We start from the raw sequence: 14,689 nt of genomic DNA on the forward strand, positions 1-14,689 counted from the left end.
TATGGCGAAACATTTTAATAAAGAGTCTATCTATTAGAGAAAAAAATGTTCGTCAACTCAAAAAATCTAAAATGTACCTGAGAAACTCTCATTTATCATTAAAGAATTTGCTGAAAAATCTCCAAAACAATTCCGTAAATATATGAATTAACAAATACCTAATGAAAAAATAACTTTCATTAGGTGTTTTTCATCTAGAAATAACATAGCTTTTCCTTTTTTGGACACCCTAAACTAGAAAAAATGACATGGGGTGATGATCATGAAAATAGAAAGGTCGTCCGAGTGGGAAGAGGGCTTTATCGATCGATTAAATCATCTTGAAAAATGGGATAGCTGGACATTGTACAAGATGAACTATGATATTGTGAAAATGAAACTAATTCCTGATTTTACAGGATTGCAGGCTACAAAGTACTTACCTAATTTACAACCTTTGAAACACCAGTTAGAAGCAGCTGAAACAGTTATTGAACGTATGAATGGGAAAGCTATTTTAGCTGATGAGGTGGGGCTAGGTAAAACAATAGAAGCGGGCTTAATCTTAAAGGAATACCTTATTCGAGGTCTTGTGAAAAGAGCATTAATTTTAGCACCTGCTTCTTTAATTAATCAGTGGATTGAAGAGTTAAATATAAAATTTCATATTCCTGCCGTCGCATATAAAAAAAATTGCCCGATAGAGCGCTATGATGTCCTTATTATGAGTATGGATACGGCAAAAAAGAGTCCACATAGAGAGCGCATTTATGAGCAGGATTATGACATGATAATTATTGATGAGGCACATAAATTAAAAAATAATAAAACACAAATTTACGAGTTTGTACAAGGCTTAAAGAAAAAATTCTGCTTATTATTAACTGCCACACCTATTCAAAATGATATCTTTGAATTGTATTATTTAATCTCCTTATTAAAGCCTGGGCATCTTGGTAACTATGATGCCTTCCAATCGGCTTTCTCTGCTAGCAAGCATGATTTAGAACATGATGATTATTTAAAAGAGTTGGTTAATCAGGTAATGGTAAGAAATCGTAGGGAAGATACGGGGATTGATTGGACAAATCGTCGTGTTCAAATTGTACCGATTACATTTACGGACGAAGAAAGAGAAGTTTACGAAATGCTTGGCAACCTTCAAAACACAGGGTCATTTTCATTAATTACGTTGCAAAAAGAAATGTGTAGTAGCAAGGAAGCTACGGCATTAACATTAACGAATATGCTAGATGATCATGTACAACCACAAGAAATAGAAGCAATTATTACTAAATTAATGACCTTGGAAGTGAATTCAAAGGCGGAAAAGACTTTGGAAATTGTTAAACAAGCAAATGACAAGGTTATTATTTTTACAGAATATCGTGCTACGCAAATTTATTTGCAATGGTACTTACATTCTAATAGCATATCAAGTGTGCTATTTAATGGTAAGTTTAATAAAAGTAAACGAGATTATATGAAGCACCTATTTAAAGAAAGAGCACAGGTGCTCATCGCTACCGAGGCAGGTGGAGAGGGGATAAATCTTCAATTTTGTCATCATGTAATCAACTATGATCTACCTTGGAATCCAATGAAGCTAGAGCAACGTATTGGTCGTGTCCATCGTTTGGGACAGGAGCATGATGTCCATATTTATAATCTTGCCATTGAACATACAATTGAAGAGAAAATCTTGGAATTGCTTCATACAAAAATTGATGTGTTCGAGAAGGTGGTTGGCGATTTAGATGCCATTTTAACAAACTTTAAAGAATCTGTATAAGGTAGGGAGGTGCAGCTATGTATCCACAGCAAGTTCACCACTATTTAAAGGAATTTTTTATGGAGAATGACTGTGCAATTTTAGGAGAAGAGAATCATTATCTAACCGTTCAATTAACGATAGACATAGATAAAAGAATTATGAATAGGCCATTTTATTGGCAATATGTTGAAGCAACGAATAGCGAACCAAATCCAGCGCAAGTAACCTTTATTACAAATCAAACAGCAATGGCTGGTAATTTATTTGGGGAAGCTATTCATTACGGCTCTCCACGTTTAAATCAGATATTTTTAGCTACAAGGGAACTAGGAGCTTATGTTCAGTTGTTTGAAAAAGTGGATCGTGATATGGGGCAGGTTATTTTAACACCCTGGTTAGGTGTTAACTTTAAAGTTTCGTATTGCTGTGATCGTACAAAAGAAATGCTTTACTCATTTGGCATTAATTTATTGACGGGCGTCATCAAGGAGGGTTTTCATGAAAGGATTTGTTCTTCGGACTTTAACATAGAACCTGAAGAAAATGTATTTCATGTGCAATATATTATTAAGCCTGCCAGAGCACTGGAAAGATTGAAAGCTACAATTGAGTCAATTATTGAGCAGGATGACCATTCCTGGGCAACGGAAGCACAAAAACGATGGCAACGTGATCAACGTGTATTGGATTATTTTTATGAGGATATAGAGGATAAACCAGAGTGTTATGAAATTGAAAAAAAAGCATTAGAGGAGCAATATGAAGCAAAAATTAAAATAGAAGTCATTAATGGGGGATTATTTTATCTCTTTTAAATGAGGAGCTGTCTGACAAAAAGACAGCTCTTTTTCTGCTTTAATGATCTTCAACCATGCTTTGAAGCTGAGCCAATTTATTATCCCAAAATAAATGAAAGTATTGGAGCCAATCTTCAATCTCCTTTAAACGCTCCCTATGCAACGTATAGATTTTTTCACGACCTTTTTTTTGAGCAGAGATTAGCTCCGCCTGTTCCAATATTTTTAAATGCTTTACAACAGCCGTTCGACTAATCGTAAAATGCTCGGAAATATTGGAAATAGGTCTGTCACTTGCTGCAAGGAGCTGTAAAACACTTCTTCTTGTGGGATCAGCAATTGCTTGAAAAACATCATACTTTATGGCTGCTTCAGTCATTAGAATTCAGCAGCCTCTTTTAATTTATGATTAATAATCATTGTCCATCCGTTATCCATATTAGTACGTACGGCTTCAGTAGCAGTGTTTGCTTTAGGAATAATATGTGAAGCTTCCTTCCAGCCACCATGTGTTAAAGTAAATTCAGTATGCTCGCCTACTTCTTTTAACTCAAAAGTTACGAACCAGCCATCTTGATCCCAAGCAAATCGTAGAAAGTGCGGTGCATCTACACGTTCTACTTTACAGGGTGATGGGCCGAACGGTGATTGAATAGTGAATTCGTATCCTTCGATAGGTTGAAAATCATTTGGCATAAACCAAGCAGCTATTTTGTCAGCTGTTGCGACAGTCTCCCAAACTTTTTCGATAGGGGCATTTAATGTAATTGTTTTGACAATATCCTGTAATTTTTCAGTCATGTTCTATTACTCCTTTTTCAACGTTATTAAGTCCACTAGCAGAGGAATCTGTATAAAATATAACCATAAGGTGTTATGAATATATAACACCCTACGGTTATATGTCAACGGAAAAATTTTGTATCTTTCTGTTGGACTTGGCGTATGTTACAATTACTTTTATAATTTTCTGACAGAAAGGGTGGGCGTAATATGGTCAATATATCTGTATTCTTAGTTATGTGCATTTTACTTATTATTTTACCTGGCCCTGATACAGCAATTGCAACAAAAAACACACTGACTGTAAGTAGAAAGGGCGGTTTACAAACAATCATAGGTTCTTGTTGCGGTTTATTAATTCATACTTGTGCGGCTGTTATTGGACTTTCGGCGATTATTGTAAAATCCGCCTATATATTTGCTGTTTTAAAATATGTTGGTGCGGTTTATTTATGTTATTTAGGAATCAAGACCTTGTGGACACTTCGAACAATTCGAACACAATCTCCAGTTGTAGACGATGTAGGAAGTATAGAACACAAATATTCCCACCAATCTTGCTTTAAACAAGGGTTTCTCACAAATGTGACAAATCCAAAGGTCGCAGTATTTTTCCTAACATTTCTCCCTCAATTTGTAGATGGAAATAGTGGAACATTTTTTCCTTTTTTAATAATGGGTCTAATTTACACAGCATTAACAATGCTATGGTTTATCTTCTACGTGTACCTTTTAGATCGAATTAGTGCATTTATGAAAAAGCCATCAACTAAGGCAGTAATTGAAGGATTAACAGGTGCAATATTAATTGCATTTGGCATTAAATTAGCATTAGAAAAAGCTCACTAAAAAATACACCACCTTATTAGAGTTATTTTTTACTATAAAGGTGGTGTATTTTTTGTTGGCACTTAATAAGATAAGGTCATTTCTCTTTGAAAAATTTTTATTTAAGTTGGCTTATATTTGTCAGTAGAAGGTTTTTAAGTCTTTCTTGTAAAAATTTTTTCTTTTCTGCACGCTTTTTATAGAGAGAAAAAGATTTTATAACAAATAAAGCTACTAGTATGATGACAATCAATGAAATAAATGAAAATAACATCGTAAAATCCTCTATCCAATTAGTTACATAGAAAGTTCGTTAGTAACAAAAATCTTATTCGTAATAACAAACGTTAATAATATATTTAAAGCAATTAATTTTGGTATGCCTTGTTGCTGAATAATAATGTGAGAAAACTTTAAATTAGCTATACGGTTAGCTAATGTATACTCCTCGGCTCCTGTTACTTGTCTACCATCGGGTGTACACCCTAAAACAAAATGCCCAGCATAAGAATTCTTGAGCACATAGGGATGCATGGATTGATAATAAACTTCCATGATCGTATCTGCTTCAATCATATAATGATGAGTTACTAGGAATTTTTTTAATGCGCCTTTTAGGTCAATGGCAATGGCAGTATCAGCTAGAATTGTCCGGAAATAAACAGGCACGATGTTGGCATGTTTAATATAAGGTTTCACTTCAATGCAAATTTCACCAGAATGTTGTACAAATAGCTGAACAATTGCTTGATGAATTCCATCTGTTAAAGTGACATGGTATTTCCGAAGTGAGCACTTTTAAAGAAAATACTGTCATCAGCAATATAGCCAACAGCAATATGACGATTCTCAATATGTAGCGATTTAGCTTTCACTCCTAAAACTTCCTCACAGTTCTTTAATTCATAAACATGTTGCTGAAATGTAAGACCTAAATAATGCCTATTAACTATTCGATTTTCAAGCAATTGCTTCAACATCTGTTACATCTCCAATCTTTGATAAATTATGACAATATTTATAATTGATTGTAGGTCATATAACTCTCAAAAAACTCTCCAAAAGTCGAAAAGATAAGTATAATGGCAGGGGTGAAAATATCTAAATTTTATAGTTCAACACATTGCAAAGGATTAAAAAGAAAGGATGGAGAATTTATTGCTAAAGGGTAGTACTTGTAGATGCTTTTATAACAAATACGAATAAATGGAGAAGATAGTGATGGAATTAAGAGATTTAAAAGCCTTTATGGCTGTTGTTGAGCATAGGAGTTTTACAAAGGCTGCACATGATTCCTTTGTATCTCAGCCTTCATTAAGCAAAAGTATCAAAAAATTAGAAGCATCATTACAAGTTGAATTGTTGAACAGATCAACGCGTAATGTAGAACTTACTGACGCAGGTAGTATTGTTTATCATCAAGGACAAAAAATAATGCATGCTGTCCAAGAACTACATATTTTGCTAGACGATTTATTAAATATTAAGACAGGTGCTATCAAATTAGGAATTCCACCTTTAATTGGAACATTATTTTTCCCAGAAATCGCTAGGGGATTTCATCAGCTATATCCTGAAGTACATTTAGCGCTTATCGAACGTGGTGCAAAAATGGTAGAAATGCTAGTTGAAAATGGTGATGTTGATATGGGCATCGTTGTATTACCAGTAGATGAAAGGAAGTTTGCTGTTCAATCCTTTATAGAAGACCAGTTTTATGTCTTTATGAATGAATCTCACCCCTATGCACACCAGAAATCCATAGCTTTACAAGATTTAAAAAATGAAACGTTCATTATCTTTGCAGAGGAGTTCACGCTTCACGACTATATAATTAAATCCTGTGAAAGTGTTGGCTTTACACCTACAATCGGCTATAAAAGTTCACAGTGGGACTTGATTGTAGAGTTAGTATCCTCCAATCTAGGGGTTACATTGTTACCCCATTCCATTGCAGCTAAGCAAACAAATACCAATGTGAAAATAATTCCATTAGATGATTTTGAAATGCCGTGGCGTTTAGGGATTATTACGAAGAAAAATACCTATCAATCTTATGCATTAAAACAGTTACTTGAAATGATAGGTAGGAATGGGGAAAAAAGATTTATTCCATATAAGAATAAGTAGTATTCTAATTAATTCCTTTACTTGTAAAATAGCAATGATGTAGAATTTTCCTTAATAAACGAGCAATTTAGGGAGGTTTCGAGATGGGGAATGGCAAGGTATGGAGTTCGTTTGAAGAGGCGATTGCGGATATTAAGGATGGAGATACATTAGCTGTAGGTGGCTTCGGGCTATGTGGTATACCCGAAAAATCAATCGCAGCATTAGTGCAACAGGGAACAAAGGATTTAACCGTTGTCAGTAACAACTGTGGTGTAGATGACTGGGGATTGGGTCTACTATTAGCAAACAAGCAAATAAAAAAAATGGTTGCTTCTTATGTAGGAGAAAATAAGATTTTTGAACAACAATTTTTAAGTGGTGAGCTAGAAGTAGAGTTGACACCGCAAGGAACTCTTGCAGAACGTTTGCGTGCAGGTGGAGCGGGAATTCCTGGTTTTTACACAGCTACAGGGGTTGGCACACCAATTGCTGAAGGAAAAGAAGTGAAGGTTTTTGATGGCAAAGAATATATATTGGAAGAAGGTATCGTTGCTGACTTTGCGCTGGTCAAAGCATGGAAAGCCGATAAGCTAGGAAATTTAGTTTACAGAAAAACATCACGCAATTTTAATCCATTAGCTGCTATGTCAGGGAAAATTACAATAGCTGAAGTGGAGGAAATTGTAGAAGTAGGCGAGCTAGATCCTGATCATATTCATACACCAGGGGTTTTTGTACAACGTGTATTATTAGGTGAAAATTATGAGAAGCGTATTGAGCGTTTAACGGTGAAGAAGGGGGAAGCATGATGGATACAAGACAAAAAATTGTTAACCGAGCAGTAAAAGAAATAGCCAACGGTATGAATGTCAATTTAGGCATAGGTATTCCAACACTTGTGGCGAATGCGATCCCAACCGATTATGACGTACTCTTACAATCCGAAAACGGTCTTCTCGGTATTGGTCCTTATCCAGTAGAAGATGCAATAGATCCTGATTTAATCAATGCAGGTAAAGAGACAGTTACGGCAGTTCCAGGGGCATCCTTCTTTGACAGTGCAGAATCATTTGCGATGATTCGAGGTGGACATATTGACCTTGCCATCTTAGGAGGTATGGAGGTATCTGAAACAGGAGACCTTGCTAACTGGATGATTCCGGGGAAAATGGTGAAGGGCATGGGTGGGGCAATGGACCTTGTCGTTGGCGCAAAGAGAGTGATTGTCGTCATGGAGCATGTGAATAAAAATGGTGAATCTAAAATAAAAAAACAATGTGAACTGCCACTAACGGGTAAAGGTGTGGTACATCGATTAATTACAGATTTGGCTGTATTTGATTTTACGAAAGAGGGCATGCAACTGATAGAATTAGCAGATGGTGTTTCTTTAGAGGAAGTAAAAGAGAAAACAGCTGCTTCTTTTAGCGTTGCTCTTATCCAATAACTTCAGACTTAGGACTGTTTCCAGCGTTATGGTCTCATTTTACAATAGTCTAAAAGGGGATTTCATAACAATGGAACAGCAATGGACAAATGAATTAGCAGTCGCTCAGGTGCGTGTGGCAAGACCAACCGATCAGCTAAAGGAAGTAGAACGATTTTACTGTGAAGGTGTCGGATTAAAGAAAATTGGTTCGTTTACAGAACATCGTGGCTATAATGGTTTAATGATTGGTCTTCCAGATGCAGGTTATCACTTAGAATTTACTGAGCATAGTGACGGTAGCCCTTGTCCAGCACCAAGTAAGGACAATCTTCTCGTACTTTATATCCCAAACAGAGATACCATTCGTCATATTGCCGAACGTCTTGCGCTCATGGGATATCCCGAAGTTGAGCCTGAAAATCCATATTGGGCTGAGAAAGGGGTAACCATTGAAGACCCTGATGGCTGGCGTCTAGTATTCATGAATACGGAAGGCATTTAAATAGAAAATTTTAAGCACGAGCACGTATGTAGTCTCGTGTTTTTTTGTAACCTAAAATACCCCTTGTAGTATATAATCTGTTTAGGGGGTTACTAAATGCAACGAATAACGACATTAAACAAATGGTGCGAGGTTTTAGAGCAATCGAAGTTCAAACCTTGTCTTGTGTTAAAAATTAGCATGACATGTATAAGTAGTATTTCAGCATTAAAGGAATATAAAGAATTACAAACGGAATTGCCTAAATATCTTGTCATTGTACAAATGGATCGGGTAATTTCAAATGCTATTGCCTGTGATCTTCAAGTGAAGCACGAATCTCCTCAACTAATAATCCTGCAGGGTGGGAAAGGAATTTGGCAAGCAACTCACTACAAAATAAAGCACTCTCTTTTGGAAAACGCTATAGAACAATATGTAAAAAAAGATACTCCACAATAGGCTATGGGGTATCTTTATGTGATTAATCTTCTAAAGCCTCATCTTCATGATAATTTGTAGCGCTAGACTCGATATCGACCTGTAGATAATTGGCCCAGTCTATTTTGTGAAAATCCTCTTCACTAAAATAAATATTCAAAACCTCGGTCATTGTTTTGTCCCCATCAGGTTCAGTGAGAGGAGCATACCAAGTAATAGCAGGTGTCTTCACATTTTTTAATTTGGACAAATCAGCGAAAATTTTAGTAGAATCCTTTAGCATCTGGCTTTTCGATCCTTCTGTTACATCTGTATCTTGAATGGAAATTGTGACAACACCGTCTTTTGATTCATCCACAGAAAATTCGTTTTTCACAATAGCGCCTACAATATCTTCAACATTCGTATTTTGATCGACTGCCACTTCCTTTGGTTCAGCGCTCTTTCCACAAGCTACTAACAGTAGTGAAGTAAAAACCAATAGATAAATTATTTTCTTCAATGTCATAACCTCCCTTGTTACTCCATCTATGCGCAAAATGGGAGGGAATTATACAAAATACAAGAAGGTTGTCCTTACTTTTTATGAATGGTTAGGAAGTGATTGAATAAGGAGAAGAGGAGAGTAGGTTGAATATAAAAAGCACCTTAACCTAAATAGCTAAGGTGCTGTATCAATCATGTATAAAAAGCCGAATTCTGAAGTTGTCAGATGAAAACAGATTTTGAATTTCTTTAAACAATTTGGAGTAGATCCTACAAAAGAAGCCGAAGTTTGGAGAGCAATCCCCAATAAGGATGGATATGATACTTATAGTGCAGATTATCATTTATAGGTTTTATAGAGGGTACAGATGATATAGATTGGATTCATATAGGAGAAGCTCTTTTGGACTTGCCAATCATGATGGAGATTTGCCAAGTCCCATGATTCCAAGTACTTTCTCAAAACCAATAGTAGAATTAGCTGTAAGGATAACAATGCCTAATTTGGAGATTTAATGTGAAAAAATTTTGTTTATAATTTAAACCATGAAAGCCCAGGTACTCAATTAAGTTTGAGCCTGGGCTTTTTTGCGTTTATTATTTTTGAATCTTTACATCATTAAAACGATAGGATTCCCAACCTGCATTTAATACAACGTTAATTTTATCTGTAGATACTGGTTTGAAAAATATCACTGAACTCTCTGTTACTCCAGGTTCAATGTAACTCGCTGCTTTTGCTACGTCCTTATCATAGTATCTGGCAAAGTTAAAATCAAAGTCATATTCATATTGTTTTCCGTTAGCGATAATCTTAGAGAGACTATCCCCAGTCATAGCTTCTTTTTTTGAGTTATTTATATATGTTACAAAAACTTTAAGTGAATCTGCATCTTGGGTAATTTTATCAACTTTAACTGTAATATTACCAATTGTTTGTGTTAATCCATTCTGAGTGTTAGTTGTTCCAGTGGCATTAGATGTAACAGCATACGTTTTAGTTTTGTTATCGTAAGTCACTTTTCCCCCAAAAAGGTCTGAAACAGCATTTAAAGGTACATATGCTTGATTATTAATTACCTGCACATCGATAGATTGTTTTTTGCCATCAAAAGTAAAATTGTATTTAGTTGCAGCGTAAGCACCCATACTAAAAGTTAAAAGTAAAATTAATACACTAAATAATACTGTTGTTTTTTTCAAATTAAATTCCCCCTTTTTTAACTATAATAGGAAATTTAATGAGATTTGTACATAATAAAAAACAGACAACCAATATTAGTTATCTGTAACTTAAAACTTGCGTCCATCCTCTAAAACGAAATGAGCCTCATATTTTGCATCTAAAGCGTTTGCAATCTCCTCTAATTCATTTTCACTAAAATTAGCAACTTATAAAACATTTGAATCAGTAGCAGACATGGACACAGCAGTTGAGGAACACATTGCGGCTCATTACTATGATTTAACAGAATCAGAACGTGCCATCGTTTTCAAACTTGCTTCTCAGAACATCCAGGGGCTTGTCATTTGAAAGCTGCCACAATTGCAGCAGCATTGGAGATCAGCACAAAGACAGTTTATCGGGCTATTTCAAAACTGGAATCGTTAGGGATCGTTAAGAAAGAAACCACTGTAAAAAGCAAAGGTGGACAAGGAGCAGCATCTACATTATTTGCCTTACAATGTCCCAGCGTGGAAATGCTGAAAAGCCTTGTGAGAGTAAGGTTGAAGCGCAACAATCTGAAAACCAATCATCTAAATCTTTTAAGTTCTAAACAAGCAAATAATATTAGGAGTCTTGGTAAATGAATTAGCTTTGCAAGCTGAAAAGAAAAAGGCATACATGAACGAGTACCAAGTAATGCTACACGATTTCATGCACTCGATGCCAATACAAGATGAATTAAAAGATCAACTTCACAAATGTATCTTGGCTACAAAAATGAACGATATACGTGATTTTGTGAACGGTGTCATTAACTATCAATAGTACATTAAGAGCTGTATTTGTAGGGGCGTTTAACAAAGCTGTAGAACGTTCTAGTATGAAGGTGACTAATTCATCATCTATAGAAGAAACAGCAGATAGAGAGCGTCCAGTACTTTTTATAATTGGCTGAATGAGCGTGATAATCAAACAGAAATATGTAGTAGACCAAACTTAGAAAACTGGCTGGAATGGTGAAAGGGGAAATAGAATATGACTCATTTTGAATATATGGAACTGCAGGGGCATTTAGCAATTTTTGATTTGGAAGATCAATATGAGGAAATGAAATTTAAGAAGGAATCCACAAATGTTAATAAGCCTGTTGATAAAAAAATGTATATTGAGCCTCGCATGAGAGTGTATATTGTGCGGAGATAAACAAGTGTTTAATTTTAATTACCAATAATTATAATGGTTTAACCTCAATTTAACCCCATTGGCTATTTTGGGAAAAAAGCACCTTAACCAATTTGGCTAAGATGCTGTAGAAACCTTGATATAACACTATTTAAGTAAAAGCCGCGTATGCCGTAGTTATTATAGAAAGTTTTAAACCACCACTCCTCAAATGAGTTGTTACACGAAAATTATTTATAAATAATAGCAATAAATGCCGTTAATAAAAGCTTTCTGAAAAGTATTTATCATTAATTATCGTTGATTACAATTATTTATAAACAATTTTAACACCAGTTTAACACCAATATAGCACCAGTTATTTTAACTGGTATTAAGATTGTTTTTTTACTTTAAAGAAGTTATCTAATTTGTCAGCAGCTGCACGATCGGCAGATTTAAAAGCATGTCCATAAGTGTTCATTGTCACTGAAATATCAGCGTGTCCCAAACGTTCACTAATAATTTTAGCATGCACACCTTGTGCGATTAATAATGATGCTGAAGTATGTCTCAAATCATGTAACCTAATGTACTTAAAGTTATGCCCATCGATAAAATTTTTCCAATGTTTAGAAGGGCTTGTTGGATATAAATGAGTACCATCAAATGAATGGAATAGCCATTCTCTATCTTGTTCTATCCATTTACCACCTTTTTTCAATTTTTCTTTTGCCCAATGTATACGATATGCTTTTAATTCTTCCATAACTGACTCAGGTAATGTCACATAACGTTTAGATTTTTTGGTTTTAGTAGCTTTGATATGTGGACCTTGTTTAGTCAAAACAATAGATTGGTGAATGTATATCTGTTGATTCTCAAAATCTACGTCTTTCCACTCTAAACCTAACAATTCTCCTTTCCGTAATCCGGCAGCTAGTGCTAAAGTGAACATCATTTTCCATAGTTCAGGTTCACTTTGTAACATATACATTAATGTTTCAATCTCATCTTCTTCATAAATTTGCATTTCTTTATCAACATCATCAGTATCGCTTGGACGAGGCTTTTCAACTCCATCCATAGGGTTGTTAGATAAAACATTCCACTTCACAGCATACTTAAATATGCTTTTTAATGTTCTATACACATCTTGTTTACTATGATAGGTTACTGGCTCATCTTTGCCATCATATCTTTTCATATCTCTCACAACGGACATAAGATGGAATGCGTTGATTTGATCCATTGGCATATGGCCAATAATAGGATTTATATGAAGTTCTAATTTCCGCTGATGATTCCCATAAGTGGTTAAAGCAAGAGTTGAGGCAAAATCCTTTTCCCATTGTTCTGCAAAATCTTTAAAAAGGATTTTTTCTACCTTTACATAATTTCCTGACAAAACTTCATTTTTGAATTTTAGATACTCTCGATCTAAAAATTCCTTTAACTGCTTTGGAGTCATTTTTTCTTCTATAGTAATAGTTTTTGTCTCACGTGGATACCTACCTTTTGCATCTTTAGGTAAATAAACAGTGAAACGATATGAATTTTCTCCACGTTTTACGATACTTGCCATTTAAAATTTCTCCTTTCGATTTAACTTTCAGATATGCTCTAACTAATCACCACCTTTAATAGAATGCATGTTCTGTTTAGGGTAAAAAATTTTTAAGAAATTGTTCTGGTATTCCGTATGTATTTATTGCTTCTTCATAAGTAATAGGATTGTCATTATCAGAAAATAGTAATTCAACAGCAAATAGATTGGCTTCCGTTTCATATTTATCTGTTGAAAAAAATGTGTTTGCTTTTAAAAAAGCCATGTTGTGCTCAGGATGTTGGATAACGTGACCGAGTTCATGAGCACAAGTTAGCATTTGTTTTTCATAGGATAAATTCTTATTTATATGGATAATAAAGGTTCTGTATAAATTACTGAAATAACCCCACGAACTCCCTAAATCTTCATATACAATCGTTATATCCATAGCCTTGGCAATTTTAAAAGGATTAGATGTGCCGTACTTTTTTATTAATTGTTTAATCAATTTATTTGTATCCATAACATCACGCCTTATCTACTTATCAATACTTTTTAGGAGTGAATTTTTTCTTGGCAAGTCTCTTATGCAATCTCAAAGCATTTCTCAATGAGGTAATGTATAGTTCCCTGTCCTCTTGATCCATTTCATCTAATACTCGACCATCGAATGATGCAAGACCGAGTTCACTTTCCGCACTGTTAAGGATTCGCTCCAGATCTCTTTCGATATCACGTTCATCTTTTTCTGTTAAATCGTAGTAACGTTTTTTATCTGTGCGACCAAGTAAGTAGTCAACAGATACATCAAAATAATCTGCCACCATTTCTAACTTATCTGTACCAGGGGTAGATGTATTCCATCTTCTGATTTGACCATTAGAAATGCCAATATTTCTTTCAACCTCAGCAAAATTAGTTTTTTTCTCGTCACATAAAAGTTTTATTCTTTCAACTAAACCCATTAGTATCAGCCTTTCATGAGCTTATGAAGAAAATATAATAACTTTTAAGTCATTTTAGTTTGACAAATAACTTTTGTGCTATTATACTGTGTTCATAAGCTAAGTTATTCGCTTTAAGACAATAGAAAAGACAACCTATATAAAATCATTTTATCGTTGGGGAACGGTTCAAAATGTTGATTTAACAGGCTTTTTAAAGTCTTATTTAGCTATGCACAAATAATAGCATATAAGTTATTTTAGGTCAATGTCTATAGTCAATTTAGCTAATAATTTAGCTTATATAATAATCAAAGCGCTGTGATACCGAGCCGACGACGGTATGAATTTTTAATAAAGTGAGGTGAGAAGGATTGAGTAAGAAAAAAGAAACCCCTGCATTAGCAGAGGTTAAAGAATTAAGAAAGTTCATCAATGTGAACGATGTAAACGAACACCTAAAGCAAGGATGGAAACTACTTGCAGTCCATCCTCATGGTAACAACTTTTACTATTTACTATTCAAGTGATTCTCTTTCTTTTCTTTGCTGCTCAATTTCACTGTTGATGTAGTCAGCTTCAACGGCGGATTGAGGATAACCTAGAGAATAAACGAATGCAGGGCTGTTATCTTTGATTCCTGGAAGAACCGATAACAAAACCCAGTTTTTATTAAGTAATTCATTTACTTCATGGAAATCAGTTACTTCAATTGTTTTTGTTATTTCAGTAAATGTAGTCATGATATCACCTACCT

At 34.7% G+C, this 14,689-nt stretch carries 21 protein-coding genes; 11 read left to right on the forward strand and 10 right to left on the reverse strand.

Annotation, left to right across the window (positions count from 1 at the left end):
* The first annotated feature begins 256 nt into the window (after positions 1-256).
* Both MKY76_RS01745 and MKY76_RS01750 read left to right on the forward strand, forming a co-directional pair.
* The gene (locus MKY76_RS01745) at positions 257-1,771 is read left to right on the forward strand and encodes an SNF2-related protein (RefSeq protein WP_342557312.1); all 1,515 of its coding nucleotides are present in this window, start codon (positions 257-259) and stop codon (positions 1,769-1,771) included.
* Between the two features lie 17 nt (positions 1,772-1,788).
* Positions 1,789-2,568: a YqhG family protein gene (locus MKY76_RS01750; RefSeq protein WP_112117119.1), complete on the forward strand. Its 780-nt coding sequence runs from the start codon at positions 1,789-1,791 to the stop codon at positions 2,566-2,568.
* Between the two features lie 40 nt (positions 2,569-2,608).
* Here the strand turns inward: MKY76_RS01750 and MKY76_RS01755 are convergent, their stop codons facing one another.
* Both MKY76_RS01755 and MKY76_RS01760 read right to left on the reverse strand, forming a co-directional pair.
* On the reverse strand, positions 2,609-2,929 hold the full coding sequence (locus MKY76_RS01755) for a metalloregulator ArsR/SmtB family transcription factor (protein WP_048393202.1): 321 nt from the start codon (positions 2,927-2,929) through the stop codon (positions 2,609-2,611).
* A complete protein-coding gene (locus MKY76_RS01760; RefSeq protein ID WP_048393204.1) occupies positions 2,929-3,351 on the reverse strand; it encodes an SRPBCC domain-containing protein in 423 nt (140 codons plus the stop codon). The genes MKY76_RS01755 and MKY76_RS01760 overlap by 1 nt, the downstream gene beginning before the upstream one ends.
* A 192-nt stretch (positions 3,352-3,543) precedes the next feature.
* Here MKY76_RS01760 and MKY76_RS01765 point away from each other — a divergent pair, with 192 nt between their 5' ends.
* A complete protein-coding gene (locus tag MKY76_RS01765) occupies positions 3,544-4,182 on the forward strand; it encodes a LysE family translocator (RefSeq protein WP_066038411.1) in 639 nt (212 codons plus the stop codon).
* Between the two features lie 276 nt (positions 4,183-4,458).
* Here the strand turns inward: MKY76_RS01765 and MKY76_RS01770 are convergent, their stop codons facing one another.
* Positions 4,459-4,860, reverse strand: coding sequence for a hypothetical protein (locus tag MKY76_RS01770; protein WP_342557313.1), 402 nt, complete (start codon positions 4,858-4,860; stop codon positions 4,459-4,461).
* 65 nt (positions 4,861-4,925) lie between these two features.
* Complete coding sequence (locus tag MKY76_RS01775; protein WP_315059253.1) at positions 4,926-5,141, reverse strand: hypothetical protein; 216 nt, start codon at positions 5,139-5,141, stop codon at positions 4,926-4,928.
* A 241-nt stretch (positions 5,142-5,382) separates the two neighbouring features.
* On the opposite strand from MKY76_RS01775, the gene MKY76_RS01780 reads away from it, so the two are divergent.
* From MKY76_RS01780 to ytxJ, 5 genes are all read left to right on the forward strand, one after another.
* Entirely contained in the window at positions 5,383-6,291 is a 909-nt protein-coding gene (locus MKY76_RS01780; protein WP_342557314.1) for a LysR family transcriptional regulator, read from the forward strand.
* Positions 6,292-6,374: 83 nt separating this feature from the next.
* Positions 6,375-7,082 (forward strand): CoA transferase subunit A, encoded by a 708-nt coding sequence (locus MKY76_RS01785; protein ID WP_004229828.1) that lies wholly within the window; start codon positions 6,375-6,377, stop codon positions 7,080-7,082.
* On the forward strand, positions 7,079-7,720 hold the full coding sequence (locus MKY76_RS01790) for a 3-oxoacid CoA-transferase subunit B (protein ID WP_269897438.1): 642 nt from the start codon (positions 7,079-7,081) through the stop codon (positions 7,718-7,720). The genes MKY76_RS01785 and MKY76_RS01790 overlap by 4 nt, the downstream gene beginning before the upstream one ends.
* A gap of 70 nt (positions 7,721-7,790) precedes the next feature.
* The gene (locus tag MKY76_RS01795) at positions 7,791-8,204 is read left to right on the forward strand and encodes a VOC family protein (protein ID WP_054549048.1); all 414 of its coding nucleotides are present in this window, start codon (positions 7,791-7,793) and stop codon (positions 8,202-8,204) included.
* 96 nt (positions 8,205-8,300) lie between these two features.
* Positions 8,301-8,645 (forward strand): bacillithiol system redox-active protein YtxJ, encoded by a 345-nt coding sequence (gene ytxJ, locus MKY76_RS01800; protein ID WP_066038413.1) that lies wholly within the window; start codon positions 8,301-8,303, stop codon positions 8,643-8,645.
* A gap of 22 nt (positions 8,646-8,667) precedes the next feature.
* Here ytxJ and MKY76_RS01805 read toward each other — a convergent pair whose 3' ends face one another.
* Both MKY76_RS01805 and MKY76_RS01810 read right to left on the reverse strand, forming a co-directional pair.
* A complete protein-coding gene (locus MKY76_RS01805) occupies positions 8,668-9,132 on the reverse strand; it encodes a hypothetical protein (RefSeq protein WP_232735603.1) in 465 nt (154 codons plus the stop codon).
* A gap of 575 nt (positions 9,133-9,707) precedes the next feature.
* Positions 9,708-10,313 carry a stalk domain-containing protein gene (locus tag MKY76_RS01810; protein ID WP_342557315.1) on the reverse strand — a complete coding sequence of 202 codons (606 nt, stop codon included), beginning with the start codon at positions 10,311-10,313 and terminating at the stop codon, positions 9,708-9,710.
* Positions 10,314-10,640: 327 nt separating this feature from the next.
* Here MKY76_RS01810 and MKY76_RS01815 point away from each other — a divergent pair, with 327 nt between their 5' ends.
* From MKY76_RS01815 to MKY76_RS01825, 3 genes are all read left to right on the forward strand, one after another.
* Positions 10,641-10,922, forward strand: coding sequence for an HTH domain-containing protein (locus MKY76_RS01815; protein WP_342557316.1), 282 nt, complete (start codon positions 10,641-10,643; stop codon positions 10,920-10,922).
* A complete protein-coding gene (locus MKY76_RS01820) occupies positions 10,912-11,103 on the forward strand; it encodes a hypothetical protein (RefSeq protein ID WP_305193759.1) in 192 nt (63 codons plus the stop codon). Before MKY76_RS01815 ends, MKY76_RS01820 begins: the two co-directional genes overlap by 11 nt.
* Before the next feature lie 210 nt (positions 11,104-11,313).
* Entirely contained in the window at positions 11,314-11,481 is a 168-nt protein-coding gene (locus MKY76_RS01825; protein WP_181574629.1) for a hypothetical protein, read from the forward strand.
* Positions 11,482-11,833: 352 nt separating this feature from the next.
* Here the strand turns inward: MKY76_RS01825 and MKY76_RS01830 are convergent, their stop codons facing one another.
* The 4 genes from MKY76_RS01830 to MKY76_RS01845 all read right to left on the reverse strand — a co-directional run bounded on the left by MKY76_RS01830 (position 11,834) and on the right by MKY76_RS01845 (position 14,675).
* Positions 11,834-13,024, reverse strand: a complete 1,191-nt coding sequence (locus MKY76_RS01830) for a site-specific integrase (RefSeq protein ID WP_341385424.1) — start codon at positions 13,022-13,024, stop codon at positions 11,834-11,836.
* A gap of 76 nt (positions 13,025-13,100) precedes the next feature.
* Positions 13,101-13,511 (reverse strand): ImmA/IrrE family metallo-endopeptidase, encoded by a 411-nt coding sequence (locus MKY76_RS01835; protein ID WP_322611461.1) that lies wholly within the window; start codon positions 13,509-13,511, stop codon positions 13,101-13,103.
* Positions 13,512-13,533: 22 nt separating this feature from the next.
* Positions 13,534-13,953, reverse strand: coding sequence for a helix-turn-helix transcriptional regulator (locus MKY76_RS01840; protein WP_342557317.1), 420 nt, complete (start codon positions 13,951-13,953; stop codon positions 13,534-13,536).
* Between the two features lie 497 nt (positions 13,954-14,450).
* The gene (locus MKY76_RS01845) at positions 14,451-14,675 is read right to left on the reverse strand and encodes a hypothetical protein (RefSeq protein WP_112117128.1); all 225 of its coding nucleotides are present in this window, start codon (positions 14,673-14,675) and stop codon (positions 14,451-14,453) included.
* Between the last annotated feature and the right edge of the window lie 14 nt (positions 14,676-14,689).

Source organism: Lysinibacillus sp. FSL P4-0201, from assembly GCF_038593425.1.
In the GTDB taxonomy this organism is placed as follows: Bacteria; Bacillota; Bacilli; order Bacillales_A; family Planococcaceae; genus Lysinibacillus; species Lysinibacillus capsici.